The sequence below is a fragment of the Candidatus Accumulibacter sp. ACC007 genome (assembly GCF_907163205.1).
GTDB classification, from domain to species: Bacteria; Pseudomonadota; Gammaproteobacteria; order Burkholderiales; family Rhodocyclaceae; genus Accumulibacter; species Accumulibacter regalis.
Map to the genome: position 1 here is coordinate 263,016 of NZ_CAJQUD010000008.1, position 24,896 is coordinate 287,911.

At 62.5% G+C, this 24,896-nt stretch carries 19 protein-coding genes, 1 tRNA gene and 1 pseudogene; 5 read left to right on the top strand and 16 right to left on the bottom strand.

What is annotated here, in order from left to right; genetic code table 11:
• Window positions 1-5: 5 nt before the first annotated feature.
• The 15 genes from QZ634_RS17345 to secG form a co-directional block, all read right to left on the bottom strand.
• Complete coding sequence (locus tag QZ634_RS17345; protein WP_291990568.1) at window positions 6-1,490, bottom strand: NADH-quinone oxidoreductase subunit M; 1,485 nt, start codon at window positions 1,488-1,490, stop codon at window positions 6-8.
• Window positions 1,491-1,513: 23 nt separating this feature from the next.
• Window positions 1,514-3,589 carry an NADH-quinone oxidoreductase subunit L gene (gene nuoL, locus QZ634_RS17350; protein ID WP_291990570.1) on the bottom strand — a complete coding sequence of 692 codons (2,076 nt, stop codon included), beginning with the start codon at window positions 3,587-3,589 and terminating at the stop codon, window positions 1,514-1,516.
• Between the two features lie 2 nt (window positions 3,590-3,591).
• Window positions 3,592-3,897, bottom strand: a complete 306-nt coding sequence (gene nuoK, locus QZ634_RS17355) for an NADH-quinone oxidoreductase subunit NuoK (protein WP_042335334.1) — start codon at window positions 3,895-3,897, stop codon at window positions 3,592-3,594.
• A 109-nt stretch (window positions 3,898-4,006) separates the two neighbouring features.
• Complete coding sequence (locus QZ634_RS17360; protein WP_291990572.1) at window positions 4,007-4,609, bottom strand: NADH-quinone oxidoreductase subunit J; 603 nt, start codon at window positions 4,607-4,609, stop codon at window positions 4,007-4,009.
• Window positions 4,610-4,621: 12 nt separating this feature from the next.
• Window positions 4,622-5,110, bottom strand: a complete 489-nt coding sequence (gene nuoI / locus QZ634_RS17365) for an NADH-quinone oxidoreductase subunit NuoI (protein ID WP_291990574.1) — start codon at window positions 5,108-5,110, stop codon at window positions 4,622-4,624.
• Between the two features lie 10 nt (window positions 5,111-5,120).
• Window positions 5,121-6,173 (bottom strand): NADH-quinone oxidoreductase subunit NuoH, encoded by a 1,053-nt coding sequence (gene nuoH / locus QZ634_RS17370; protein ID WP_291990576.1) that lies wholly within the window; start codon window positions 6,171-6,173, stop codon window positions 5,121-5,123.
• The gene (gene nuoG, locus QZ634_RS17375; protein WP_291990578.1) at window positions 6,170-8,506 is read right to left on the bottom strand and encodes an NADH-quinone oxidoreductase subunit NuoG; all 2,337 of its coding nucleotides are present in this window, start codon (window positions 8,504-8,506) and stop codon (window positions 6,170-6,172) included. The genes nuoH and nuoG overlap by 4 nt, the downstream gene beginning before the upstream one ends.
• 11 nt (window positions 8,507-8,517) lie before the next feature.
• Window positions 8,518-9,846: an NADH-quinone oxidoreductase subunit NuoF gene (nuoF, locus tag QZ634_RS17380; RefSeq protein ID WP_291990580.1), complete on the bottom strand. Its 1,329-nt coding sequence runs from the start codon at window positions 9,844-9,846 to the stop codon at window positions 8,518-8,520.
• Entirely contained in the window at window positions 9,846-10,319 is a 474-nt protein-coding gene (gene nuoE / locus QZ634_RS17385; protein WP_043564141.1) for an NADH-quinone oxidoreductase subunit NuoE, read from the bottom strand. Before nuoE ends, nuoF begins: the two co-directional genes overlap by 1 nt.
• Window positions 10,319-11,572, bottom strand: coding sequence for an NADH-quinone oxidoreductase subunit D (locus QZ634_RS17390; RefSeq protein ID WP_291990582.1), 1,254 nt, complete (start codon window positions 11,570-11,572; stop codon window positions 10,319-10,321). The genes nuoE and QZ634_RS17390 overlap by 1 nt, the downstream gene beginning before the upstream one ends.
• Window positions 11,565-12,170, bottom strand: a complete 606-nt coding sequence (locus tag QZ634_RS17395; protein ID WP_291990585.1) for an NADH-quinone oxidoreductase subunit C — start codon at window positions 12,168-12,170, stop codon at window positions 11,565-11,567. The genes QZ634_RS17390 and QZ634_RS17395 overlap by 8 nt, the downstream gene beginning before the upstream one ends.
• Window positions 12,171-12,195: 25 nt before the next feature.
• Entirely contained in the window at window positions 12,196-12,672 is a 477-nt protein-coding gene (locus QZ634_RS17400) for an NADH-quinone oxidoreductase subunit B (RefSeq protein ID WP_043564146.1), read from the bottom strand.
• Between the two features lie 3 nt (window positions 12,673-12,675).
• Window positions 12,676-13,050 carry an NADH-quinone oxidoreductase subunit A gene (locus QZ634_RS17405; protein WP_291990587.1) on the bottom strand — a complete coding sequence of 125 codons (375 nt, stop codon included), beginning with the start codon at window positions 13,048-13,050 and terminating at the stop codon, window positions 12,676-12,678.
• 60 nt (window positions 13,051-13,110) lie between these two features.
• Window positions 13,111-13,195, bottom strand: a tRNA-Leu gene (locus QZ634_RS17410).
• A gap of 67 nt (window positions 13,196-13,262) precedes the next feature.
• Window positions 13,263-13,634 (bottom strand): preprotein translocase subunit SecG, encoded by a 372-nt coding sequence (gene secG, locus QZ634_RS17415; protein WP_043564148.1) that lies wholly within the window; start codon window positions 13,632-13,634, stop codon window positions 13,263-13,265.
• A 376-nt stretch (window positions 13,635-14,010) separates the two neighbouring features.
• Between secG and QZ634_RS17420 the strand changes: the two genes are divergently transcribed.
• The 5 genes and pseudogenes from QZ634_RS17420 to cphA (QZ634_RS17440) all read left to right on the top strand — a co-directional run bounded on the left by QZ634_RS17420 (window position 14,011) and on the right by cphA (QZ634_RS17440) (window position 22,740).
• The gene (locus QZ634_RS17420; protein WP_043564150.1) at window positions 14,011-14,766 is read left to right on the top strand and encodes a fused MFS/spermidine synthase; all 756 of its coding nucleotides are present in this window, start codon (window positions 14,011-14,013) and stop codon (window positions 14,764-14,766) included.
• Window positions 14,767-14,879: 113 nt separating this feature from the next.
• Window positions 14,880-17,204 carry an ABC transporter ATP-binding protein gene (locus QZ634_RS17425; protein WP_291990589.1) on the top strand — a complete coding sequence of 775 codons (2,325 nt, stop codon included), beginning with the start codon at window positions 14,880-14,882 and terminating at the stop codon, window positions 17,202-17,204.
• Entirely contained in the window at window positions 17,204-17,674 is a 471-nt protein-coding gene (locus QZ634_RS17430) for a DUF1854 domain-containing protein (protein WP_291990694.1), read from the top strand. The genes QZ634_RS17425 and QZ634_RS17430 overlap by 1 nt, the downstream gene beginning before the upstream one ends.
• Window positions 17,675-17,834: 160 nt before the next feature.
• Window positions 17,835-20,000: pseudogene (gene cphA, locus QZ634_RS17435) on the top strand (cyanophycin synthetase); the annotation flags it as partial.
• Window positions 20,001-20,157: 157 nt separating this feature from the next.
• On the top strand, window positions 20,158-22,740 hold the full coding sequence (gene cphA / locus QZ634_RS17440; protein WP_291990591.1) for a cyanophycin synthetase: 2,583 nt from the start codon (window positions 20,158-20,160) through the stop codon (window positions 22,738-22,740).
• 39 nt (window positions 22,741-22,779) lie between these two features.
• Here the strand turns inward: cphA (QZ634_RS17440) and QZ634_RS17445 are convergent, their stop codons facing one another.
• Window positions 22,780-24,741 (bottom strand): flagellar assembly protein A, encoded by a 1,962-nt coding sequence (locus QZ634_RS17445; protein ID WP_291990592.1) that lies wholly within the window; start codon window positions 24,739-24,741, stop codon window positions 22,780-22,782.
• Window positions 24,742-24,896: the final 155 nt, after the last annotated feature.

The following is a 24,896-nucleotide window of genomic DNA, read 5'->3' on the forward strand; positions in this document are numbered from 1 at the left end:
ACCAATTATTGGATCTTGCTGAGAGCGACGTGACGCAGCAGCTCATTGACCGAGCTGTGCATGACTTCAGTAAAGGGCTGCGGATAGAGACCCATGCCCAGCGCGCCAGCGGCGAACAACGCAAAAATCAGGAACTCCCGGCCGTTGATGTCGGTAAGCTCGGCAACGTGGTGGTTGGCGACCGCGCCGAAGACCACCCGCTTGTACATCCACAGGGTGTACGCGGCGCCAACGATCATCGTCGTGGCCGCAGCGAAGGCGACCCAGAAGTTGTAATCGACGGCCGCCAGAATGACCATGAACTCGCCGACGAAACCCGACGTGGCCGGGAGCCCGGCGTTGGCCATCGCAAAGAGCATGAAGAAGGCGGCGAATTTGGGCATCGAATTGACCACCCCGCCGTAGTCGGCAATCTGTCGCGAGTGGGCACGGTCGTACATGACGCCGATGGCGAAGAACATCGCGCCGGACACGAAACCGTGCGAGATCATCTGTACCAGCGCCCCTTCAACCCCGAGTGCGCTGAACATGAAGAAGCCGAGGGTAACGAAGCCCATGTGCGCGATCGACGAATAGGCAACCAGCTTTTTCATGTCTTCCTGGACCAGGGCGACGAAGCCGATGTAGATGATCGCGATCAGCGATAGCGCGATGACCAGCCCGGAAAGTTCATGCGAGGCGTCAGGGGCAATGGGTAGCGAAAAACGCAGGAAACCGTAGGCACCCAGCTTCAGGGCGATCGCGGCCAGAACGATCGAGCCTCCGGTCGGCGCTTCGACGTGCGCGTCCGGCAACCAGGTATGCACTGGCCACATCGGCACCTTGACGGCGAACGCGACCAGGAAGGCGAGGAAAAGCCAGGTCTGAGCGGTCAGGCCGAGCGGCAGCTTGTGCCAGTCGAGAATCGAGAAGCTGCCACCGGACTCGACGAAGAGGTAGAGCAGCGCGATCAGGAACAGCAGCGAGCCCATGAGGGTGAACAGAAAGAACTTGAACGCCGCATAAACCCGGTTGGAACCGCCCCAGATACCGATGATCAGGTACAGAGGAATCAGCGAAGCTTCGAAGAAAACGTAGAACAGAACGCCATCCAGCGAGGAAAAGATCCCGTTCAACAGGCCGGACATGATCAGGAAGCCGGCGTTGTACTGTGCGACCCGGCTATCGATGACCTGCCAGCCGGCAAGAATCACGGTCACCGTGATGAAGCTGTTGAGGAGCACGAAGAGCACCGAGATGCCGTCGACGCCGAGATGATAATTGACGTTGAAGCGGGGAATCCAGTTGTGCAGTTCGACGAACTGCATGGCTGGCGTATTCAGGTCAAAGCCCGTATACAGCGGAATGGTGACCAGCAGGCCGGCAACAGCACCCAGCAGGGCGAGCATCCGTGCGAGGGGCGCATTGCGATCGGCACCGGTCGCCAGGACTACAAAACCGGCAAGGATCGGTACCCAGATGGCAAGCGAGAGAAGCGGCGTGGCTAACATATCGTTCCCAGTCTTTGTCTAGCTCAAGCGCGCGTGACCCACAGGGTCATCAAGACGAACACGCCGATAATCATCGTAAAAGCATAGTGGTAAATATGGCCGGTCTGGAAAAAGCGGGCCAGGGTCGCGAACCAGCTGACCAGGCGTACAGCGCCGTTGACGATCATTCCGTCGATAATTCCGGCGTCACCGCCCTTCCACAGCCCTCGCCCGAGCAAGCGAGCGCCCCCGGCGAAGACCACCTCGTTGAACTTGTCGAAATAGTACTTGTTGTCGAGCAGCGTATACAGCGCGCCAAAGCGGGCCTTGATCGCCACGGGAATATCCGGACGTTTCATATAGAGGTACCAGGCCGTGACAACACCGGAAAGCGCCAGCCAGAAGACGGCAGTGGACAGCGCGTGCGTCGCCATGGCGAAGGCACCGTGGAAATGATGGGCAAGCTCCTTCATCACCGGATGCGCTTCGCTGTCCACGAAGATCGCACCTTTGAAAAAGTCGCCAAACAACATCGGTTCAATGGTCATGAAGCCGATGATCGCCGAGGGGATGGCGAGCAGGATCAGCGGCAGTGTCACCACCCACGGTGTCTCGTGCGGCTTCTGGCCCGGTGCCAGACCGTGATGCTCGTCGCCATGTGCGTCGTCGTGATGGGCATCGTCGCCGTGGTGCTCGTCCTTGGCGTGGCTGGTCGCGTGGCCGGCGTGATGATCCCCGTGCGCGGCCGCCTTGCCGAAGCGCTCTTCACCGTGAAAGACCAGGAAGTACATGCGGAACGAGTAGAGCGCGGTGACAAAGACACTCGCCATCACCGCAAAGTAGGCAAAGCCGGAACCCGGAATGTGCGACAGGGCCACCGCCTCGATGATTGAGTCCTTGGAGTAGAAGCCCGCAAAAAAGGGCGTCCCGATCAGCGCCAGGGAGCCGACGAGCGAGGTAATCCAGGTAATCGGCATGTACTTGCGCAGGCCGCCCATGTTGCGGATATCCTGGTCGTGATGCATGCCGATGATCACCGAGCCCGCGGCCAGGAACAGCAAGGCCTTGAAGAAGGCGTGGGTCATGAGGTGGAAAATCGCCACCGAGTAGGCCGAAGCACCAAGCGCGACGGTCATGTAGCCCAGCTGCGACAGCGTCGAATAGGCGACGACCCGCTTGATGTCATTCTGGATGACGCCGAGGAAGCCCATGAACAGCGCCGTGATCGCGCCGATGACGATGACGAATGACAGTGCGGTGTCGGACAACTCGAACAGCGGCGACATGCGCGCGACCATGAAAATACCGGCGGTGACCATGGTCGCCGCGTGAATCAGTGCGGAAATCGGCGTCGGGCCTTCCATGGAGTCCGGCAGCCAGACATGTAGCGGCACCTGTGCCGACTTGCCCATGGCACCGATGAACAGCAGAATGCAGACGGCACTCATCAGCGCCACGGCACAGCCCTCCCCGAACAGCGGGATCGTCGTCTCGGCAAGGGCGGACGCCTTGGCGAAGACGGCAGCATAGTCGAGAGTGCCGAAGTGGCTGAGTATCAGGCCGATGCCAAGGATGAAACCGAAGTCGCCAACGCGGTTGACCAGGAAGGCCTTCATGTTCGCGAAAATTGCCGTTGGCCGGGTATACCAGAAGCCGATCAGCAGGTAGGAAACCAGGCCGACAGCCTCCCAACCAAAAAACAGCTGCATGAAGTTGTTGCTCATCACGAGCATCAGCATGGAGAAGGTAAACAGCGAGATGTAACTGAAGAAGCGGTTGTAGCCGGGATCATCCTGCATGTAGCCAATGGTGTAGATATGCACCATCAAGGAGACGAAGGTGACCACCAGCATCATGGTGACCGTCAATGGGTCGATCAGGAAACCGACCTCGAAGTGATAGTCGCCAGACGTGAGCCAGCGGTATACCGGACCGTTGAAGGTATTGCCGGCGAGCACGTCCCTGAAGATCACATAGGAGGCGATGAAGGCAATCGCCACGCCGGCGATGGTCACCGTGTGCGCCACCCAGCGCGGGATCACTCGACAGAAGAGGCCGGCGATGATGGCCCCGAAAAGTGGAGCCAGCGGAACCAGCAGGTAGAGCTTTTGCATTTCCATGTTCAACCCTTCAGGCTGTCCAGATCATCCACGTGGATGGTCTTCAGGTTGCGGAACAGCACCACCAGAATCGCCAGCCCGATCGCCGCCTCGGCGGCCGCAACAGTCAGGATGAAGAAGACGAATACCTGCCCGGCAAGGTCCTGCATGAAGTGCGAGAAGGCGATGAAGTTCATGTTCACCGCCAGCAGCATCAACTCGATCGACATCAGAATGATGATCAGATTCTTGCGGTTGAGAAAGATGCCGACGACGCTGATCGCGAACATGATCGCGCCCAGGATCAAAAAATGGGACAGTGTAAGCAAGGTGCCTCCCTGATTCCTTCTGCTCGGGGTAGCACGTTTTCCGCTACCCGCTCTTATTCTCAGTCTTGTGGTGGTTGCGCCAACGGCGCATTTAGTCCGTTCATTCCGTTCAGTCTCGCTTCTCGGCCGGCATCTGCAGGACACGAAGGCGGTCCGCTGCCTTGACGAAGACCTGCTGCGATGGACTGACCGACTTGTTCTTGCGCTTGCCGCGCTGCGTCAGCGCCACCGCGGCGATAATGCCGACGAGCAGGATGACCGACGCCAGTTCGAAGGGATAGACGTATTCGGTAAAAATCAGACGGCCGATCGCCTTGACGTTGCTGGCCTCGGCGCTGGCCTGCGGAACACTGCTTTCGAGCAGGCCGAGGTAGTTACCGCCAAGGATCAAGGCCATCTCGGCAACCATCAGCAAGGCAATGATCGAGCCCAGCGGCAAGTAGCTCCAGAAGCCTTCGCGCAGACGATCGAGGTTGATGTCGAGCATCATCACCACGAAAAGAAAGAGCACCATCACCGCCCCGACGTAGATCAGGATCAGCGCTATGGCCAGAAACTCGGCCTGCAAGAGCATCCAGACGCCGCTTGCCGAGAAGAAGGCGAGGACGAGGAACAGCGCCGCATGCACCGGATTGCGCGAGGTGATCACGCGCAGTCCGGCGAACACCAGGATCGCCGAGAAGAAGTAGAAAACGAAGGTCTTGAATTCCATCGCGTGGGCCTGTTAGCGGTATTTCGAGTCGAGTTCGCGGTCAGCGGCGATTTGCTCTTCGTAGCGGTCACCATTGGCCAGCAACATCGGCTTGGTGTAGTAGAGATCACCGCGCGTTTCTCCGTGATACTCGTAGATCCGGGTCTCGACAATGGCGTCGACCGGGCAGGCCTCCTCGCAGAAACCGCAGAAAATGCACTTGGTCAGATCGATGTCGTAGCGTGTCGTCCGCCTTGAGTCGTCCTCGCGCTGGTCAGACTCAATGGTGATCGCCAGCGCCGGGCAAACGGCTTCGCACAACTTGCAGGCGATGCAGCGTTCCTCGCCATTGGGATAGCGACGCAGCGCGTGCAGGCCGCGGAAGCGGAAGCTTTGTGGCGTTTTTTCTTCCGGGTACTGGACCGTGATCTTGCGCGCGAACATGTAGCGCCCGGTCACCGACATGCCCTTGAACAACTCCCTGAGCAGGAGGCTGTTGAAAATTTCCTTCATCGAACCCATGACTAGCCTCTCACTTCCAGATGTTCAACGGCGACATCATCCAGCAACCGACCACCACCAACCAGATCAGGCACAGCGGGATGAACACCTTCCAGCCCAGACGCATGATCTGGTCGTAGCGATAGCGCGGGAAAGTGGCGCGAATCCAGAGGAAGAAAAACAAGACCGCGGCGATCTTGACGAACAGCCACAGGAGGCCGTCGGGGAGGAAGCCGACCGGCGACAACCAGCCGCCGAGAAACAGCAGCGAGGTGAGTGTCGAGACCAGAATCATGTTGGCGTATTCGGCCAGGAAGAAGACCGCAAACGCCATTCCCGAGTACTCGCAGTGGAAACCGACGATCTCCGACTCACCTTCGGCCATATCGAACGGCGCACGGTTGGTTTCGGCGACGATCGACACCAGATAGACGGCAAACATCGGCAGCAGCGGCAACCAGTTCCACGACAGGAAGCCAAGGCCGTAGTCGGCAAAGATGCCCTTGCCCTGACTGTGCACGATATCCCCCAGGTTGAGGCTATTGGAAACCATCAGCACGACGACCAGCGCCAGGCCCATCGAAATTTCGTACGAGATCATCTGCGCAGCCGAGCGCATACCGCCGAGGAAGGCGTACTTGGAATTGGATGCCCAGCCGGCCAGGATGATCCCATAGACGCCGATCGAGGTGATCGACATGATGTACAGCAGGCTGGCGTTGACGTTGGCCAGCACCAGCGTGTCGTTGAACGGCACCACTGCCCAGGCAGCCAGCGCCGGCGCAAAGGCGAACATCGGCGCAATCAGAAAGACGCTTTTGTCCGAACCGGTCGGGATGAGAACTTCCTTGAGCAGCAGCTTGACGCCGTCGGCAATCGGCTGGATAAGCCCCCACGGACCGACCCGGTTGGGTCCGATGCGGACCTGCATCCAGCCAATCACCTTTCTTTCCCAAAAGGTCAGGTAAGCCACGCAGAGCAGCAGTGGCGCAATGATCAGAACGATCTTGAGCAGCGCCCAGACCAATGGGAAAACCGATCCGAACAGACCTTGCAGAAACACCTGCAGCGCATCAACCATCATGCACGCTCCACGTTGATCGCGCCGAACATCTCACCCAGCGCAGCAGTCGACACATGCGCCGCGGCCACCCGAACACAGCCCGCCGGCACCGTTGGATCGGCCTTGGCCGTCAGTACGACGTCGCCGCTCCCCTGCCGGACACGTACCGAGGCACCGTCGCTGACCGCCAGCGCCTGCAGGGTCTCGACGCACATCCGAGCGCTCGGAGCCAGCGCGTCGCGGGTCTTCTGAAGTGCCGCAGCACGACGAGCGAGCGGATCGGCGAAATAGATCGGCACTTCGGCTACTCGTTGCAGCCCTCCGGGGGTACTGGTCAGCGACCAGGAAACGCAGGGAACGGCACTGACCTCGGTGCTCAGGCCGTCGACAAAGTCCTTACCTGCGGGGACGATTTCGTCACGCACCTGTTCGCTTGAGTCATAGTCGAAGCCGGACACCGCCAGCAAAGTGCCGAGAACGCGCAGGACCTTCCAGCCGGGACGGGCGTCACCCAGAGGACGGACAACGCCGTTGAAACTCTGTACGCGGCCTTCGCAGTTGACGAATGTTCCCGACGTCTCGGTAAACGGGGCGATGGGCAGCAAAACATCCGCGTACTCCGCCGCGGCGCCATCAGCGAAGGGCGTCAGCATGACCACCAGGGCAGCCTGTTTCAGCGCCGCCAACGCCTGTTGCGGATCATGGCAATCGAGCTCTGGCTCGACCCCGTGCAGGAGATAGGCCTTGCGCGGCTGCGCGAACATTTGGTGAGCATTCAACGCCGTCGGCAGGGCTTTGGCAATGTAGCCGCCAACACTGTTGGCGGCTTCGCCAATGAAGCCGCAACTGGCGCCGGTAAGCCGCGACAGTTCGTTGGCCAGAGCGTGCAGCTGCGCCGCCTGCGGATGCTGTTCAGCGACGTTGCCGAGGAAGATCGCGCCCTTCTCGCCTTCGATCAGGCTGCTGGCGATGGCCTGGCTGCTCGCGCAGGGGGCGACGGACTCAAGGCCCTCGGGCACCGGCTCGCTCTTCAGTTGCGCGGCCGCCTTGACGATCTTGGCCAGGGCCGAAGGCAGGTCGGCTGGACTCACCGTCAGCTGCGTGTGCAACTTGATCAAGGGATCGTCGGCACTAACCGACAGCAGGCTCACCTTGCCCCATTTCTTGCCCAGCTGACGCAGACGCTGTGCGAACAGCGGATGGTCCTTGCGCAGGAAGCTGCCGATCACCAGGGCCGCGTCCAGGTCCTTGATCTCGGCAAGGCGAAGACCCAGCCACGGCGTTCCGCCAAGCTTGCCGTCGGCGGTGAAGTCGCGCCGCCGAGGCCGGAAATCGACACTCCCCGAGCCCAGACCGCGAATCAACTTCTGCAGCAGATAGAGCTCTTCAAGAGTGGCATGCGGCGACGCCAGTGCGGCCAGGGACTCGCCACCATGACTGCCGGCGATATCCTTGAGCGCGTGCGCTACATAGTCCAGGGCGACGTTCCACTCGACTTCGCGCAGCGCGCCATCGACACGAATCATCGGCCGAGTCAGCCGTGCCGGCGAATTAAGCGCCTCGTAGGAGAAGCGCTCCTTGTCCGAGATCCAGCACTCATTGACCTCTTCGTTCTCACGCGGCAGGACGCGCATGACGACGTTGTTCTTGATCTGCACCGCCAGGTTGGCACCGATGCTGTCGTGCGGACTGACCGACTTGCGCCGCGACAACTCCCAACTGCGTGCGGAATAGCGGAACGGTTTCGAGGTCAGCGCACCGACCGGGCAAAGATCGATCATGTTGCCGGACAGCTCGGAATCGATCGAGCGCCCGACGAAGGTCATGATCTCGGCGTGCATGTTGCGGTTGGCCATGCCGAGTTCCATGACCCCGGCGATCTCCTGCCCGAAGCGAACGCAGCGCGTACAGTGGATGCAGCGCGCCATTTCCTGCATCGAAATCAGTGGGCCGACATCCTTGTGGAAAACGACCCGCTTGCCTTCCTGAAAACGTGAAGCACTGCCGCCGTAACCGACCGCCAGATCCTGCAGCTGGCACTCGCCACCCTGATCACAGATAGGGCAATCGAGCGGATGGTTGATCAACAGAAACTCCATCACGCCCTTCTGGGCCGTCACCGCCAGCTCGGAATGGGTGAACACTTTCATGCCGTTGGTCACCGGCGTTGCGCAAGCCGGCAACGGCTTCGGGGCTTTCTCGACCTGCACCAAGCACATCCGGCAGTTCGCCGCGATCGACAGCTTCTTGTGATAGCAGAAATGCGGGATATAGGCGCCAAGCTGCTGTGCGGCGTCCATGATGGTGCTGCCATCAGGCACCTGCGCGACCTTGCCGTCGATTTCGATTTCCATCGTCTGGTACCTTAAACCGTTGCCGTGAAGAAGCCGCTGCCGGCGCGCTGGACGTCAACGGGCACGAGGCACTTCTTGTGTTCGATGTGGTACGCGAACTCGTCGTGAAAATGCTTGATGAAGCTCTGTACCGGCATGGACGCGGCATCGCCAAGCGCGCAGATGGTGCGACCCATGATGTTGGTGGTGACGCTGGACAGCAGGTCGAGGTCGTCGGCGCGCCCGCGCCCGGTCTCGATGCGGTGCACTACCCTGTACAGCCAGTTGGTTCCCTCACGGCAAGGGGTGCACTGCCCGCAGGATTCTTCGTAGTAGAAGAAGGAAAGGCGCTCCAGCGCTTTCACCATGCAGGTCGTTTCGTCCATGACGATGACCGCCCCCGAACCGAGCATGGAGCCGGCCTTGCTGATCGAGTCGTAATCCATCGTGCACTCCATCATCGCCGCTGCGGGCACTACCGGAGACGACGAGCCGCCTGGAATGCACGCCTTCAGCTGGCGACCGCCGCGCATTCCACCCGCCATCTCGAGCAGCGTGGCGAATGGCGTTCCGAGCGGGATCTCGTAATTTCCGGGCCGGTTGACGTGACCCGAAATCGAGAACAGCTTGGTTCCCCCGTTGTTCGCCTTGCCCGCCTCCAGGTAGGTCTCGCCGCCAAGGTTGATGATGTACGGGATCGAGGCGAAGGTCTCGGTGTTATTGATGGTGGTCGGCTTGCCGTACAGGCCGAAGGAAGCGGGAAAAGGCGGCTTGAAGCGGGGCTGACCCTTTTTCCCCTCGATCGACTCGAGCAGCGCGGTCTCCTCGCCACAGATGTAGGCACCATAGCCGTGATGGGCAAAGAGGTCGAAATCGAATCCAGAACCGAGCAGATTGGCGCCCAGGAATCCGGCCGCCCGCGCCTCGTCGAGCGCCTCTTCGAAGCGCTCGTAGATCTCCCACACTTCGCCGTGGATGTAGTTGTAACCACGCGCCGCGCCCATCGCGTAGGCGGCGATGGCCATCCCTTCGATCACCGAATGCGGGTTGTAGCGCAGGATGTCGCGATCCTTGAAAGTACCCGGCTCACCTTCGTCGGAATTGCAGACCACGTACTTGTCACCGGGAAACGAGCGGGGCATGAAACTCCACTTGAGACCCGTCGGAAAGCCAGCGCCGCCACGACCGCGCAAGACCGATTTCTTGACCTCGTTGATGACGAATTCCTGCGTCTGCGTCTCTTCGAGAATCCGCCGCAAGGCAGAGTAACCGCCGCGCTTGACGTAGTCGGCAAGCCGCCAGGCATTGTCGCCGTCGAGATCAAGGCTCAACATCGGGTTGATTGCACCGAGAATCGCCATTACTTCAGCTCCGCCAGCAGTTGGTCGATTTGCTCGGGATTCATCCAGCTGCACATCCGACGATTGTTGACGATCATCACCGGCGCATCGCCGCAAGCGCCCATGCACTCGCCTTCCTTGAGGGTGATCAGGCCGTCCGGCGTCGTTTCGTTATAGCCGATACCAAGCTTGCTCTTGAGGTACTCTCCGGCATCGACACCACCGGAGAGCATGCACGGCAGGTTGGTGCACACCGAGACCTTGTACTTGCCGACCGGTTTCAAGTCGTACATGTTGTAGAAGGTCGCCACCTCGTAGGCGGCCACAGGGGCCATGCCGAGGTAGTTGGCCACGCACTCGATCGCTTCACTGGACAACCAGCCCTTCTCTTCCTGGGCAATCGCCAGAGCGGCCATCACTGCCGACTGCTTCTGGTCCGCCGGATACTTGGCGATTTCGCGGTCGATCTTCTTGAGGGATTCTGAGGTCAGCATCAGCGGTCAATCTCGCCAAAAACAACGTCCTGCGAACCAATGATGGTCACCACATCGGCCAGCATGTGGCCACGCGCCATTTCGTCCATTGCCGAAAGATGCACATAGCCCGGAGCACGTATCTTCAAGCGGTATGGCTTGTTCGCCCCGTCAGAAATAATGTAGATGCCGAACTCTCCCTTGGGATGCTCGACCGCCGAGTAGGCCTCGCCTTCGGGCACGTGCATGCCTTCCGTACACAGCTTGAAGTGGTGAATCAGCTCTTCCATGTTGGACTTCATGGCCTCGCGATCCGGTGGCGCAACCTTGTGGTTGTCGGACATCACCGGGCCCGGGTTTTGCCGCAACCAGTCGATGCACTGCTTGAGAATGCGATTCGACTGGCGCATCTCTTCCATGCGCACCAGGTAGCGATCGTAGGAATCCCCGGTAACGCCAACCGGGATGTCGAAGTCGACCCGGTCATAGACTTCATAGGGCTGCTTCTTGCGCAAGTCCCAGGCGATACCCGAGCCGCGCAACATCGGACCGGTGAAGCCGCGCTGCAGGGCACGCTCGGGCGTAACGATGGCCACGTCGACCAGACGCTGCTTCCAGATCCGGTTGTCGGTGAGCAGCGTCTCGTACTCGTCGAGCAGCTTCGGAAAACGGCTGGCAAAATCGTCGAGGAAATCAAGCAGGGAACCACTGCGCGCCTCGTTGAAGGGCTTGATCTGGGCGGCGCTCTTCCACTTCGACTCGTGGTATTGCGCCATGCGATCAGGCAGGTCACGGTAGACGCCGCCCGGCCGATAGTAGGCCGCGTGCATGCGCGCACCGGAGACCGCCTCGTAGGCATCGACCAGGTCTTCGCGTTCACGAAACGCGTAGAGGACCATGGTCATCGCCCCGACGTCCAGGCCGTGACAACCAATCCACAGGAGGTGATTCAGGATGCGCGTGATTTCGTCGAACATCACCCGGATGTACTGCGCACGGATCGGCACCTCGACCTGCAGAAGACGCTCGATGGCCATGCAGTAAGCGTGTTCGTTGCACATCATCGACATGTAGTCGAGGCGGTCCATATAAGGCACCGACTGAATCCATGTCTTTGTTTCGGCGAGCTTTTCAGTCGCCCGATGGAGCAGGCCGATATGCGGATCGGCACGCATCACGACTTCGCCGTCAAGCTCCAGAACCATCCGCAGCACGCCATGCGCAGCCGGATGCTGCGGCCCGAAGTTCAAAGTAAAGTTGCGCAGTTCAGGCATTTTCGGCGTTCCCGTAGGTCGCTTCGCGAACGATGCGCGGGGTAATCTCGCGCGGCTCGATGGTCACCGGTTGATAGATCACGCGCTGCTGCTCGGGGTCGTAGCGCATTTCGACGTAGCCGGAAATCGGGAAATCCTTGCGGAACGGATGCCCGATGAAACCGTAGTCGGTGAGGATCCTGCGCAGGTCGTCATGACCCGGGAAAACAATGCCGAAGAGATCGAACGCTTCGCGCTCGAACCAGTTCACGCTGTTCCAGATGGAAGTCACCGAAGGCAAGGACGGGAAGTCGTCGTCAGGCGCAAAGCAGCGCACGCGCAGACGCCAGTTCTTGCTGATCGACAGCAGGTGACTGACCGCCGCGAAACGGAGGCCTTTGCGCGCCTCGTTGCCATACGCCGAATAGTCGACGCCGCACAAATCAATCAGCTCTTCAAAGGCGAGGTCAGGCTCGTCGCGAAGGGAGTGCATGACCGAAAAGTAATCGGCAGCTTCCACCTCAAGAGTCACCTCGCCGAACGCCAGCTTCAGGGACTTCACTCGATCACCGAGACACTGCTGCAGGTTCTGGCTAAGCGCTTCCAGCTTGGCGGACATGACTCACACTCTCAATTGATTGTTTTCAGCGGGCGATGGTACTGGTCCGACGAATCTTGTTCTGCAACTGGATCAGACCATAGATCAGCGCCTCGGCCGTCGGCGGACAGCCCGGAACGTAGATATCGACGGGGACGATGCGGTCGCATCCGCGCACCACCGAATAGGCGTAGTGATAGTAGCCACCGCCATTGGCGCAGGAACCCATCGACACCACCCAGCGCGGCTCCGCCATCTGATCGTAAACCTTGCGCATGGCCGGCGCCATCTTGTTGGTCAGTGTGCCGGCAACCACCATCACGTCGGACTGCCGTGGACTGGGGCGGAAGACGATCCCGAAGCGATCCAGGTCGTAGCGCGAGCAGCCGGCATGAATCATCTCGATAGCGCAACAGGCGAGCCCGAAGCTCATTGGCCACATCGAACCCGTACGCACATAGTTGATCAGCTGGTCGGCCGTCGTAGTGACAAAGCCTTCCTGCAGAATGCCGTCAATTCCCATCGCTCACTCCCAGTCCAGAGCGCCCTTGGCCCAGGCATAGATATAGCCAACGACCAGAATGGCGATGAAAACCAGCATCTCGATGAAGCCAAACCACTTCACCGAATCGGTCTCGACGATCTCCTTGAAGATCGTCGCCCACGGCAGGAGGAAAGCAACCTCGAGGTCAAAAAGGATGAAGATGATGGCGATCAGGTAGTAGCGCACATCGAACTTCATGCGCGCATCCTCAAAAGCCTCGAAGCCGCACTCGTACGGGGAGAGCTTTTCGCTGTCGGGACGGTGCGGGGCGACAAGCAGACCGGTGATGACCGGCGCCACGCCGAACGCGACACCAATCAATATGAAGACAAGTACCGGGAAATAGCCTTCCAGCATGATCCGCCCCACAGGTGCTTCGATTCAGATTTACAGCCACCCACGTTGAATGGCCATTCCTGGTGCCGACGATGAGACTCGAACTCATACGACCGAAGTCACTACCCCCTCAAGATAGCGTGTATACCAATTTCACCACGTCGGCATTACCGCACTCGGCAGGCGAGAAAATCGAGGAATACAGCCTTTCTCGGAGCCGCTTTCAAACCAGATTACCGGGGAATATCCTTCGCCTTCGAATCAGGATTCGCAGGGACTTTACCCTGCTCAACACCACCCGACGGCGGCGCTGGAACTGGCGCAGATCTTACCGCATCCTCCATCACACTGCCAGTCGTTTTTGGCGCACTCGACGCCAGATAGGCCAGCGACAAACTCGTCACAAAGAAGACCGTGGCCAGCACCGCCGTCGCGCGACTGAGGAAATTGGCGGAACCCGTCGCGCCGAAAAGGCTGCCCGATGAGCCACTGCCGAAAGCTGCGCCCATGTCGGCGCCCTTGCCGTGCTGCACCAGGACGAGCCCAATCACGCTCACCGCCGCCAGGATGTGCACTGCCAGAACCACAGAAAAAAGATATTCCATATAACCTCTTAGTCCACCCGTCGCACAGCCGCGCCAAGGCCAGAAAAACTTTGGTAGTATACCGATTTTGGGCGGCGCCGGTCAATTGGCGATCGCCGTCTTGACGACATCAGCGGCCGCCAGGCGGCGCGAGCGTCGGCCGGTCAGGCGATCCGGGCACGCTCCAGGAAGACCCGGCCTGCATGATCCCGACCGGTGAAGCGCGCCAGCAAGAAGAAACCACCATGATCTCCCCGACATCCGGCACCGACGGTCGACAAGACCGGCGCGCCCGCCCTTGGATCCGAGTAAAGGCGCGTTCCTGGCGCGCGTTCGCCGCGTGCTGCAGGCGCTCGCCAGGCGACTTCCCAGGCAACGACAACGGCCAATGGATCGAATGGCGCATAACCTGATCGACGTCAGCGAACGAGCCGGCGTCCGCTACCTCCACTTCTCGTCGGACTGGGTGCAGGGGGCGATGCGCATCCAGCGTCCGAACGCGCTCGAGTTGCCCTACACGCGCGAGATGATGGCCGGGCTGCTCCTCCGCGAGCCGCCATGGCCGCGCGAGGCATTGCTGATCGGGCTGGGCCCCGGATCGCTGGCCAAATTCATCTACCATCAGCTGCCGGCTACCAAGATCACCGTCGTTGAAATCGATCCGCAGGTCGAAGTCGTCGCCCGGCTGCACTTCGGACTCCCCGACGATCCCTTGCGTCTGCGCGTGCTGATCGGTGACGGCGCGGCGCACATGCTTGCCGGCGACAGCCGCTACGACTACATCCTGGTCGACGGCTTTGACAAGAAGGCCCGCGCCGGCGTACTCGACACCCTCCCTTTCTACCAGGCCTGTCGCTCGCGCCTGAGCGATAGCGGGCTGCTGGCCGTCAATCTGCTCGGCCGCGAACGCGGCTTCCAGGCCAGCAGCCAGCGCATCAGCGACGCATTCGACGGTCGCGCGCTCGTCTTTCCGTCCTGCGACAGCGGCAATACCATCGCCTTTGCGGCAGCCGGTGACCCGGTCGACAGCAGCTTCGACGAACTGATCCGCCGCGCCGATCAGTGCCGGGCAGCGAGCGGACTGAATCTCCTGCCAACCATCGCCCGCCTGCAAGTCGCGCGCCGCTACCAGGGCGATCGCTTGACGATCTGATCGCTGAGGCATGACCCCGCTGGCGGGCATCGCCGGCAGCACTCTGAAGGCGAGTATACTTGCCGCCTGCAACGAAAACACCGCCGGCAGCCTTGCTTGAAAAACACCCATCGATGACCGCAGCCAACCACGCATCCACCTCCCAGGGCGTCGCCCTCGCCAAGTTTTCCGCACCGCCGCTGCCCGCCGCATGGTCAGAACGCGTGCAACCCCAATTGGCCGCCGACGAGGAGGTACTGGCATGGCTGGAACTCGACCTCGACGCAAGCCTGCGCTTTTCTGCCGGCATCGTACTGGTCAGCAACGCCCGCCTGATGGCCATGGGGTCTGGCGACGAGAGCGTGCGCAGCTGGCCTTACCAGCCAGGCCTCACCCTGACGCGCAGCGACCACGCCGGGGTCGGCACGCTCGAACTGTGCGCCACCGATGCGCGCCTGGCGCACTGGCGCTACACGCTCGGCACGGACGTCGCCGCCGGACGGCTGATCGACCACTTCACGCGGAAGTTGAATTTCCACCTCACTGGCAGGCTGCCAGCACCGGCAGCACAAGGCGTCTGCCCAAGCTGCGAAACGCCACTCCTCGCCGGCGATGAGCAGTGTCCGGTATGCAGCAAGGAAATTCACCGACCGCCTTCGACCTGGACCCTGCTACGCCTTGGCCGCTTCGCGAGACCCTACCGCGGGCAACTTCTCGCCGGCTTCACGCTCTCGCTGCTGAGCACCGCGGCCACCCTGGTGCCCCCCTACCTGACCATGCCGCTGATGGACAAGGTCCTGATCCCCTACCAGAACGGTCAGGCGATCGACCCGGCACTGGTCGCGCTCTATCTCTCCGGCCTGCTCGGCGCTGCCCTGGTCGCCTGGATCCTCGGCTGGGCACGCACCTACATCCTGGCGCTGGTCTCCGAGCGCATCGGAGCCGACCTGCGCACCGCCACCTACGAACACCTGTTGACGCTTTCGCAGGAGTACTTCGGCGGCAAGCGAACCGGCGACCTGATGGCCCGCATCGGCTCGGAGACCGATCGCATCAACGTCTTTCTATCGTTGCACCTGCTCGATTTCGCCACCGACATACTGATGATCGTGATGACCACCGTCATCCTCATGTCGATCGACGTCAGACTGGCACTGGTGACCCTCTTGCCGCTACCGATCATCGCCTGGCTGATCCACGTCGTGCGCGAGAGACTGCGCACCGGCTTCGAGCGCGTGGACCGCGTGTGGGCGGAAGTGACCAACGTCCTCGCCGACACCATTCCCGGTATTCGCGTCGTCAAGGCCTTCGCCCAGGAAGCGCGCGAGACCAGCCGTTTCCGCACCGCCAACGCGCACAATCTCGAGGTGAACGACCGGGTCAACAAAGTCTGGTCGCTGTTTTCGCCAAGCGTCACCCTGCTCACCGAGATAGGCCTGCTCATCGTCTGGGCTTTCGGCATCTGGCAGATTGCCAGCGACCACATCACGGTCGGTGTGCTGACCGCATTCCTTGCCTACATCAGCCGCTTCTACCTGCGCCTGGACTCGATGAGCCGTATCGTCTCGGTCACCCAGAAGGCCGCCGCGGGCGCCAAGCGCATCTTCGACATTCTCGACCACGTGTCCAGCGTTCCCGAGCCGTCAACGCCGGTGCACCTGGAGAAAGTCACCGGGCGTATCGAACTGCGCGGCGTCGGCTTCCGCTACGGAACGCGCAGCGTCACCCGCGACATCAGCATCGACATTGCCCCCGGCGAGATGGTCGGCCTGGTCGGCCACAGCGGGTCCGGAAAGAGCACGCTGGTCAACCTGATCTGCCGCTTCTATGACGTCAGCGAAGGCGCCATCCTGATTGATGGCGTGGACATCCGCTCGCTGCCGGTGGCCGAGTACCGCAAGCATATCGGCCTGGTGCTGCAGGAGCCGTTCCTCTTTTTCGGCACCATTGCCGAAAACATCGCCTACGGAAAGCCCGCGGCGACGCGCGCCGAAATCATCGCCGCGGCCCGCGCCGCGCACGCGCACGAATTCATTCTGCGCCTGCCGCACGGCTACGATTCGCTGGTCGGCGAACGCGGCCAGGCACTCTCGGGCGGCGAACGACAGCGCATCTCTATCGCCCGCGCGCTGCTCATCGACCCGCCCATCCTGATTCTCGACGAAGCCACCTCGTCGGTCGACACAACCACCGAGAAAGAGATCCAGAAAGCCCTCGACAATCTGGTTCGCGGGCGGACCACGATTGCCATCGCGCACCGCCTATCCACCCTGCGTGACGCCGATCGCCTGGTCGTTCTCGACCGCGGCAGCGTCGTCGAAGTCGGCAGCCATGACCAGTTGATGGCTTGCGAGGGCCACTACTACCGCCTCTACCTGGCGCAGGCGCGCAACGTCGACAATGAAGACAGCTTGAGCAGCCTCAACCTCGCGCGCGCCGCCGACGGAGAACGCCTGTGATCACCGCGCCCGACTATCGCTTGCAACGCAACGCCTTCGGACGACTCGAGCTGACCACTGCCGGCGGTGAGACGCACGCCGGAGTGGTGCCTGTTCGAGCCTTTCCGATCAGCGCTCCTGACGACGGCATCGGCCTGGTCGACCCGCATGGCCATGAACTGGCGTGGATCGAGCAGCTCAGCGAGCTGCCGGACGACATGCGTGCGCTGGTCGAAAGCGAGCTGAGCGGTCGTGAATTCATCCCCGAGATCAAGCGCCTGATCAGCGTTTCCAGTTTTGCCACGCCAAGTACCTGGCAGGTGGAGACCGATCGCAGCACGACCAGTTTCGTCCTCAAGGGCGAGGAAGACATCCGCCGCCTCGACTCGCCGGCCCTGCTGATCGCCGACAGCCACGGCATTCACTTCCTGATCCGCGACCGCTACGCACTCGATGCACCCAGCCGGCGACTTCTGGACCGCTTCCTGTGAACCTGGCAACGGCCACTACCGCATCCGGCCCCGAGCCCGGTCAGCCGATTCGCAGCTGCCGCGTTATAGCCACGATAAGCTCGCTCGGGCCTCCGAGCAGATCACCCGCAGCCCCTCTTGCGCCAAGGCGCGCCCACCCGTCCGTGCCTGGAATGACCCCATGAAAAACAAAGACATCAAGTTCCTCGAGATCCGCTACCTGCGCGGTCCGAACATCTGGACCTACCGCCCGGTCATCGAGGCGGTCGTCGATATCGGCGAACTTGAGGACTTTCCATCGAACACCATCCCCGGCTTCTACGAACGCCTCACCGGGCTGCTTCCGTCGCTGATCGACCATCGCTGCAGCTACGGCGAGCGCGGAGGCTTCCTGCGCCGCGTCCAGGAAGGCACCTGGCCGGCGCACATCCTCGAACACGTCACCCTCGAATTGCAGAACCTCGCCGGCATGCCCGGTGGTTTCGGCAAAGCCCGAGAAACCTCCACCCGTGGCGTGTACAAGGTCGTCGTTCGCGCCTGGCACGACGAGGTGACCCGCGCCTGCCTGTTTTCCGGCCGCGAGCTGCTCCTGGCCGCCATTCACGAGACGCCTTTCGACGTTGCCGCCGCGGTCGCGCACTTGACCGACATGGCCGAGCGCAAACTGCTCGGACCGAGCACCAGTTGCATTGTCGACGCGGCAACGGCCAAAGACCGGCGCATACCGGCGATTCGCCTGCTCGCCACCGGCAATCTCGTGCAGCTTGGCTACGGTTCGCGCAGCCGACGTATCTGGACCGCAGAAACCGACCGCACCAGCGCCATTGCCGAGGGCATCTCGCGCGACAAGGACCTTACCAAGAGCCTGCTCTCGTCGTGCGGCGTACCGGTCCCCGAAGGACGCCTGGTCGACAGCGCCAACGACGCCTGGGAAGCCGCCGAAGACATTGGCTATCCGGTGGTCGTCAAGCCCTCCGACGGCAACCATGCCCGTGGCGTATTCACCAACCTGATGAGCCCCGCCGAAGTCGAGTCGGCGTATGCTGCCGCCGTCACGGAAGGGAGCGGTGTCATCGTCGAACGCTATGTATGCGGCTCGGAGCACCGCCTGCTGGTCATCGGTGGCAAGCTGGTCGCCGCCGCCCGCGGCGAGACGGCCAAAGTCACGGGTGACGGCGAGTCGACCATCGACCAGCTGATCGACAGCCAGATCAACTCCGACCCCCGCCGCGGCGCCGAAGAGGAGTATCCGCTGGACATCCTCTCTCTCAGCGATAACCCGGTCGCCCGACTCGAAGTCACGCGCCAGGGTTTCAGCGGCGATTCGATCCCGCCCGCCGGTCGCGAAGTACTGATCGTGCGCAGCGGCAACCACACCGACGACATCACCGACAGCGTACACCCCGACACCGCTGCCACCGCGTCACTCGCCGCGCGCATCGTCGGCCTCGACATCGCCGGCGTGGACCTGGTCTGCGAAGACATTTCCCGGCCGCTCGACGAGCAGCGCGGCGCGATCGTCGAGGTCAACGCCGGCCCCGGGCTGCTCATGCACCTGAAACCGGAAAGCGGCGAGCCGCGCCCGGTCGGTCGCGCCATCGTCGAGCAGTTATTCCCCAACGGTGACGACGGCCGCATCCCGGTCATCGGCGTCAGCGGCAGCTTTGGCAAGACCACCGTCGCCAACCTCGTCGCGCGCTTCCTGACGCTCTCCGGCAAGCATACCGGGCTGGCCTGCAGCGACGGCCTGTTCCTCGATCGGCGTTGCATCGCCAAGGGCGACAACGCCACTTGGGGAGCAGCGAACCGCATCCTGATGAACCGTGCCGTAGACGCGGCGGTGCTGGAAAATGGCAGCGACACCCTTCTCGACGAAGGCCTGGCTTACGATCGCTGCCTGATCGGCGTGATCACCAACGTGGACCCCGCCAGGCATGTTGGCCGCTACCACATCGAAACACCCGAGCAGGTGTTCACGGTCCTGCGTACACAGGTAGACCTGGTTCTGCCAGGCGGCGCCGCGGTGCTCAATGCTGGCCATCCAATGCTCGTCGAAATGGCCGCCTTGTGCGACGGCGAGGTCATTTTCTTTGCCGCTGACCCCGAGCAGCCGGCGCTCGTCGACCACCGGGCGCTGGGCAAGCGCGCGGTGTTCGTTCGCCGCGGGCAGGTGGTCCTCGCCAGTGGCAACGACGAGACGCCCATCGTCAGCCTGCAGGGGATACCTCTGACCGATGGTGGCAGCGTCGACTTCGAGATCGAGAACGTGCTCGCCGCCACCGCTGCGGCGTGGGCGCTGGGCATCGGACCGGAATTGATCCGCACCGGGCTGGAGACCTTCACCGTCGCCTGACGATGATCGACTGACCAGCCACCAGGAGTGAAGAAGTGAGCCACAGACCGGCCGCGCAATAGCTTGATCGGCGCGCGCCGAACCGGAAACACGGCAGCCATGCGGACCTATCTGGCCGTCGTCCGCAGCGAAGCAGAAAGGGAAACTGTTCATGGAAGTATCGCGTATCCGCGCTCTGCGCGGCCCCAACCTCTGGAGCCGGCACACGGCGATCGAGGCGATTGTCTGTTGCGCCGAAGACGAGCGCAGTATCGACGACCTGCCTGGCTTCGAGGATCGTCTGCGCGCGCGCTTTCCGGAACTGGCGATGCTGCGCCCGGCGGGTCATGATGAAGCGGTATCGATGGCCCAGGCGCTGGAGTTCGCCGCCCTCGGCTTGCAGGCGCAGGCGGGCTGCCCGGTCACCTTCAGCCGCACGGCCAGGACGCTGGAAGCCGGCACCTATCAGGTGATCGTCGAATACAGCGAAGAGGTCGTTGGCCGCCTGGCTTTCGAACTTGCCCAGGACCTCTGCCATACCGCGGTCGACGATGCACCTTTCGACCTCGACGACGCGCTCAACCGCTTGCGCGAACTCGACGAGGACGTCCGCCTCGGCCCGAGTACCGGAGCCATCGTCTATGCGGCGATGGCGCGCAACATCCCTTGTCGCCGGCTGACCGAAGGAAGCATGGTCCAGTTCGGCTGGGGCAGTCGCCAGCGACGCATCCAGGCCGCCGAAACCGATCGCACCAGCGCCGTTGCCGAAGCCATCGCGCAGGACAAGGAGCTGAGCAAGATCCTGCTGCACGCGGCCGGCGTCCCGGTTCCCGCCGGGCGACCGGTATTGAGCGCCGAAGACGCCTGGGCAGCAGCCTGCGAGATCGACGGCCCGGTGGTCGTCAAACCTCAGGATGGCAACCAGGGCAAGGGAGTCGCCGTCAATCTGGTCAGCCGCGAACAGATCGAGGCGGCCTACGCGATCGCTTTCCAGGTCAGCGACGAAGTCCTCGTCGAACGTTACATCCCGGGCCACGACTACCGCCTCCTGGTGGTCGGCGACAAGCTGATCGCCGCCGCCCGCCGCGACCCGCCGCTGGTCGTCGGCGACGGCGTGCACGATATCCGCGAGCTCGTCGAGCGGGTCAACAATGACCCGCGGCGTGGCGTAGGTCACGCCACCTCCCTGACCCGGATTCGCCTCGACGAAGTCGCCCTGGCACGCCTGGCGAGCGGCGGGCTGACTCCGGAGTCGGTGCCGCCCAGAGGTTCGCGCGTCGTCCTGCGCAACAACGCAAATCTATCGACCGGCGGTACGGCGACCGACGTCACCGACGACGTGCATCCCGAGTTTGCCGCGCAGGCGGTTGCCGCGGCACGGACCATCGGCCTCGATATCGCCGGCGTCGACGTCGTCTGTGACAGCGTCCTGCGGCCGCTCGAGGAACAGGGGGGCGGGATCGTCGAACTCAACGCCGCGCCAGGCCTGCGCATGCACCTGCAACCGTCGTTCGGCAAGGGGCGGCCGGTGGGCGAAGCGATCATCGGCAACATGTTCGCCGACGGCGACGAAGCACGCATCCCGCTGGTTGCGGTGGCCGGAACCAACGGCAAGACGACCACCGTCCGTCTGATCGCCCACATTTTCACCGCCCAGGGGCTGCGCGTCGGCATGACCACCACCGACGGCATCTATGTCGAGGGGCGACGCATCGACACCGGCGACTGCAGCGGTCCGAAGAGTGCCAGAAACGTCCTCTTCCACCCCCATGTCGACGCTGCGGTGCTGGAAACCGCTCGTGGCGGGGTGCTGCGCGAGGGGCTCGGCTTCGACCGCTGTGATGTCGCCGTGGTCACCAACATCGGTCTCGGCGACCACCTTGGACTTTCCTACATCAGTACGGTAGAGGACCTGGCGGTGGTCAAGCGGGTCATCGTTCAGAACGTCAGGCCGGAGACCGGCGTCGCCGTGCTCAACGCCGCCGATCCGATGGTTTCGCGAATGGCCGACACCTGCCCCGGCAGCGTCATCTTCTTCGCTTGTGACCGCAATCATCCGCTGATGGCGCTGCACCGCGCACAAAGAAAGCGCGTCGTCTACCGCGACGGCGCGTCGATTGTCGCCTCGGGAGGCGGCGTCGAACACCGCATCGCGCTGGCCAACATTCCGGTCACCCAGCATGGCGCCATCGGCTTCCAGGTCGAAAACGCGATGGCCGCCATTGCCGCCGCCTGGGCTTTGGAAGTCCCCTGGGAAACGATACACGGCGCTCTGGCCGGTTTCGTCAACGACGCCCAGACGGCGCCCGGCCGCTTCAACGTCTTCAGCTATCGCGGCGCCACCCTGGTCGCCGACTACGGCCACAACCCGGACGCCATCCAGGCCCTGGTCGAGGCCATCGACAACCTGCCGGCCCCCCCCGACAGTCGCCGCTCGGTCGTCATCAGCGGCGCTGGCGACCGGCGTGATGAAGATATCCGCGGCCAGACCGAGATTCTCGGCGGCGCCTTCGATCGCGTCGTTCTCTACCAGGATCAGTGCCAGCGCGGACGCGCCGATGGTGAAGTGCTGGCCCTGCTGCAGCAGGGCTTGCTCAACGCCACGCGAGCGTCCGAAGTCCAGGAAGTCCATGGCGAGTTTCTGGCGATCGATACCGCCCTTGCCCAATTGCAGCCAGGCGACCTGTGCCTGATCCTGATCGATCAGATAGAGGAGGCTCTCGAACACATCGGCAAACGGCTTGCCGAGGGCTGAAACGACCTCTTCTCGCTGCTCCGGACCTGCCGCCGGCCGTCAGGCTGGCGCTTGTGGCGCCTGGTAGGTCCAGGAGAAATGGCCAGACGAGGCGAAGAACAATTTATTGGTCGCCGCGTCCGTCGCCCGTAGCCGGACCTTCAGTTCCTTGCGCGGAAGGGCGCCCAGCGGCGTGTCGGCCTGCTTGACCAGTAAGGTACTGATCCGCGTCTCGCCTTCGACACGCTCAACCGTGCACGCCAGCTCGCCACACGCCTGCTCTGCTGCGGCCCGGCCTTCGTCAATTTCCACAGCCATGGCAGCCGACTCGGCAACCAGCTCGTTGACCGCTGCAGACAGGAGCGACAGCGTCTTCAAGACCGGAGCGACGACCGCCGAGAGGCGGCGCCAACCGACCTCCTGCTCGGGACTCAGGGTCACTTCGCCGCGTCGCAACTTGCCCGCCAGGCGCAGGTACGCGGTGACATCCTTGTCACCGCGCAAGGCCTCGACCCTGGCGCGATGGCCGGCGATCGCCTCTTCGAGTTCGGCACGCTTTTCCCGCAAAGCAACAATGCCGGCGTCCTCGGTCGAGGCGTCGGGCAGCAGGACCAGAAAGACGTTGCCAACCTCCCGGTACGCGCGGGCGAAGCGCACCTGGATATTCCTGGCTGCCGCAGCGCAGGCTTCTGCCTGCTCAAGCGACAGGACCTGGGCAACGATATCGCACAGCGTCGCCCGGGCAATGACGACCTGGCGGGCGATGATCACGCAGTTGTCCGCCCGTTTCAAGGTCACGCAGCCGTGCGGCGCGATCAGCGTCGCTCCGGAGGCAACACCTTCGACGACGATGTCGCCGTCGTCATTGCTGGCGCTGCCGCCAACCAGATTCTGTTTCAAGCGCACGGTACCGCCGGTGGACACGATGTTGCCAAAGACATCGGCGAAAGCGGTGATGCTGCGACAGGTGACGACACGCTTCTCCTGGATTTCACCGTGCTGTTCGTACACTTCGCCGGTCAACATCAGGTCACCGGTGGTACGTGCGCTGACCCCCTCGTGACTGACGATCTTGTCAGTCACCGAGAACTGGTGGCTGCGCGTATCGATGGTGAGGAAACCACAGACCGAGGCGAGCAGGTATTCGCCGTCCTTTTCCCGACTGAGCTGAGTCCCGGCACCGGCCATGCGCTGCAGGTCGAAATCCTTGGGCAAGGGCGCGGGCAGCGCTTCGCCGGTGACGTCCCGCCCGTCGACGCCAGGTGTACGCGGCGTCTTCTTCACCAGACGCAGCCCGGCGGCCACCTGCGGATAGCGCGTCTCGAACTGGCGCAGATCGACCCGGTCACCGAACAGGCGACGCGGTGCGTTGTTGCGGCGCAGGCCAGGCGCCTGCTCGGTAATCGTGGCGTCCTTGCCCGCCACGAAGGGCCGGCCGCGAGCCACGACACGCCGCTCTGGCCGGTCGAGCTGGATGCCTTCCTGGACCGCCGCAACGTCGATTCCGAAGCGCACCCCCTTGGCCCACGCGCTGGCGACGAACTCGTCGAAATCCAGCCAGACACGTACCTCCTGCGGCGAGCCGGCGAGCATCCCCTGCGGACCGTTGCCGCTGCCTTCAGTCGACGCTTCGTCGGGCGCCGCGTCGCGATAGATCGGTTCGAACAGATAGGCCGCCTCGCCGCGCTGAATCCGCAGATCCTTGTAGAGCGACTGGCGCTGCGGCTGAAAGGTGGCGATATCCAGCGCCAGGAACACCTCGTCGGGCGCCGCCTTGTCGCGACTCGCCGCATCGTCGTACAGGAGCGACTGGAATTGCGCATAATCCAGCGCCCGGAAATAGAGCCCCAAGGCAAAGGTGCGATCGACGAAGTCGACGAAATCAACCGGCGAATCAAGCCGCGACAAGGTCACATACAGGCCGTCCGCCCGCTTGACGATATAGCGCGACAAGGCAATCTGTCCATCCTCGAGGTCGACAAGATTGCCGATGGCACTTTTCGGTTGGTCTGGCATGGTCATCGTGCATTCAGCTCAATGTCGGTTGCTGGGTACGGTGGCTTTCTCCGTTTGCGCTGGCGACGCGGCGCGTCGGGCGCCCTGCGATTCGCCCACCAAGGCCGGCTTGACAATTCCTGTGCCGGCCCACCGCGCAGCGGGATCGCGCGTGCTCGACG

Coding starts and splice junctions, on each gene's coding strand:
- QZ634_RS17345 (WP_291990568.1), bottom strand. CDS start 1,490: ATGTTAGCCACGCCGCTTCTCTCGCTTGCCATCTGGGTACCGATCCTT.
- nuoL (WP_291990570.1), bottom strand. CDS start 3,589: ATGGAAATGCAAAAGCTCTACCTGCTGGTTCCGCTGGCTCCACTTTTC.
- QZ634_RS17360 (WP_291990572.1), bottom strand. CDS start 4,609: ATGGAATTCAAGACCTTCGTTTTCTACTTCTTCTCGGCGATCCTGGTG.
- nuoI (WP_291990574.1), bottom strand. CDS start 5,110: ATGGGTTCGATGAAGGAAATTTTCAACAGCCTCCTGCTCAGGGAGTTG.
- nuoH (WP_291990576.1), bottom strand. CDS start 6,173: ATGATGGTTGATGCGCTGCAGGTGTTTCTGCAAGGTCTGTTCGGATCG.
- nuoG (WP_291990578.1), bottom strand. CDS start 8,506: ATGGAAATCGAAATCGACGGCAAGGTCGCGCAGGTGCCTGATGGCAGC.
- nuoF (WP_291990580.1), bottom strand. CDS start 9,846: ATGGCGATTCTCGGTGCAATCAACCCGATGTTGAGCCTTGATCTCGAC.
- nuoE (WP_043564141.1), bottom strand. CDS start 10,319: ATGCTGACCTCAGAATCCCTCAAGAAGATCGACCGCGAAATCGCCAAG.
- QZ634_RS17390 (WP_291990582.1), bottom strand. CDS start 11,572: ATGCCTGAACTGCGCAACTTTACTTTGAACTTCGGGCCGCAGCATCCG.
- QZ634_RS17395 (WP_291990585.1), bottom strand. CDS start 12,170: ATGTCCGCCAAGCTGGAAGCGCTTAGCCAGAACCTGCAGCAGTGTCTC.
- QZ634_RS17400 (WP_043564146.1), bottom strand. CDS start 12,672: ATGGGAATTGACGGCATTCTGCAGGAAGGCTTTGTCACTACGACGGCC.
- QZ634_RS17405 (WP_291990587.1), bottom strand. CDS start 13,050: ATGCTGGAAGGCTATTTCCCGGTACTTGTCTTCATATTGATTGGTGTC.
- secG (WP_043564148.1), bottom strand. CDS start 13,634: ATGGAATATCTTTTTTCTGTGGTTCTGGCAGTGCACATCCTGGCGGCG.
- QZ634_RS17420 (WP_043564150.1), top strand. CDS start 14,011: ATGGCGCATAACCTGATCGACGTCAGCGAACGAGCCGGCGTCCGCTAC.
- QZ634_RS17425 (WP_291990589.1), top strand. CDS start 14,880: ATGACCGCAGCCAACCACGCATCCACCTCCCAGGGCGTCGCCCTCGCC.
- cphA (WP_291990591.1), top strand. CDS start 20,158: ATGGAAGTATCGCGTATCCGCGCTCTGCGCGGCCCCAACCTCTGGAGC.
- QZ634_RS17445 (WP_291990592.1), bottom strand. CDS start 24,741: ATGACCATGCCAGACCAACCGAAAAGTGCCATCGGCAATCTTGTCGAC.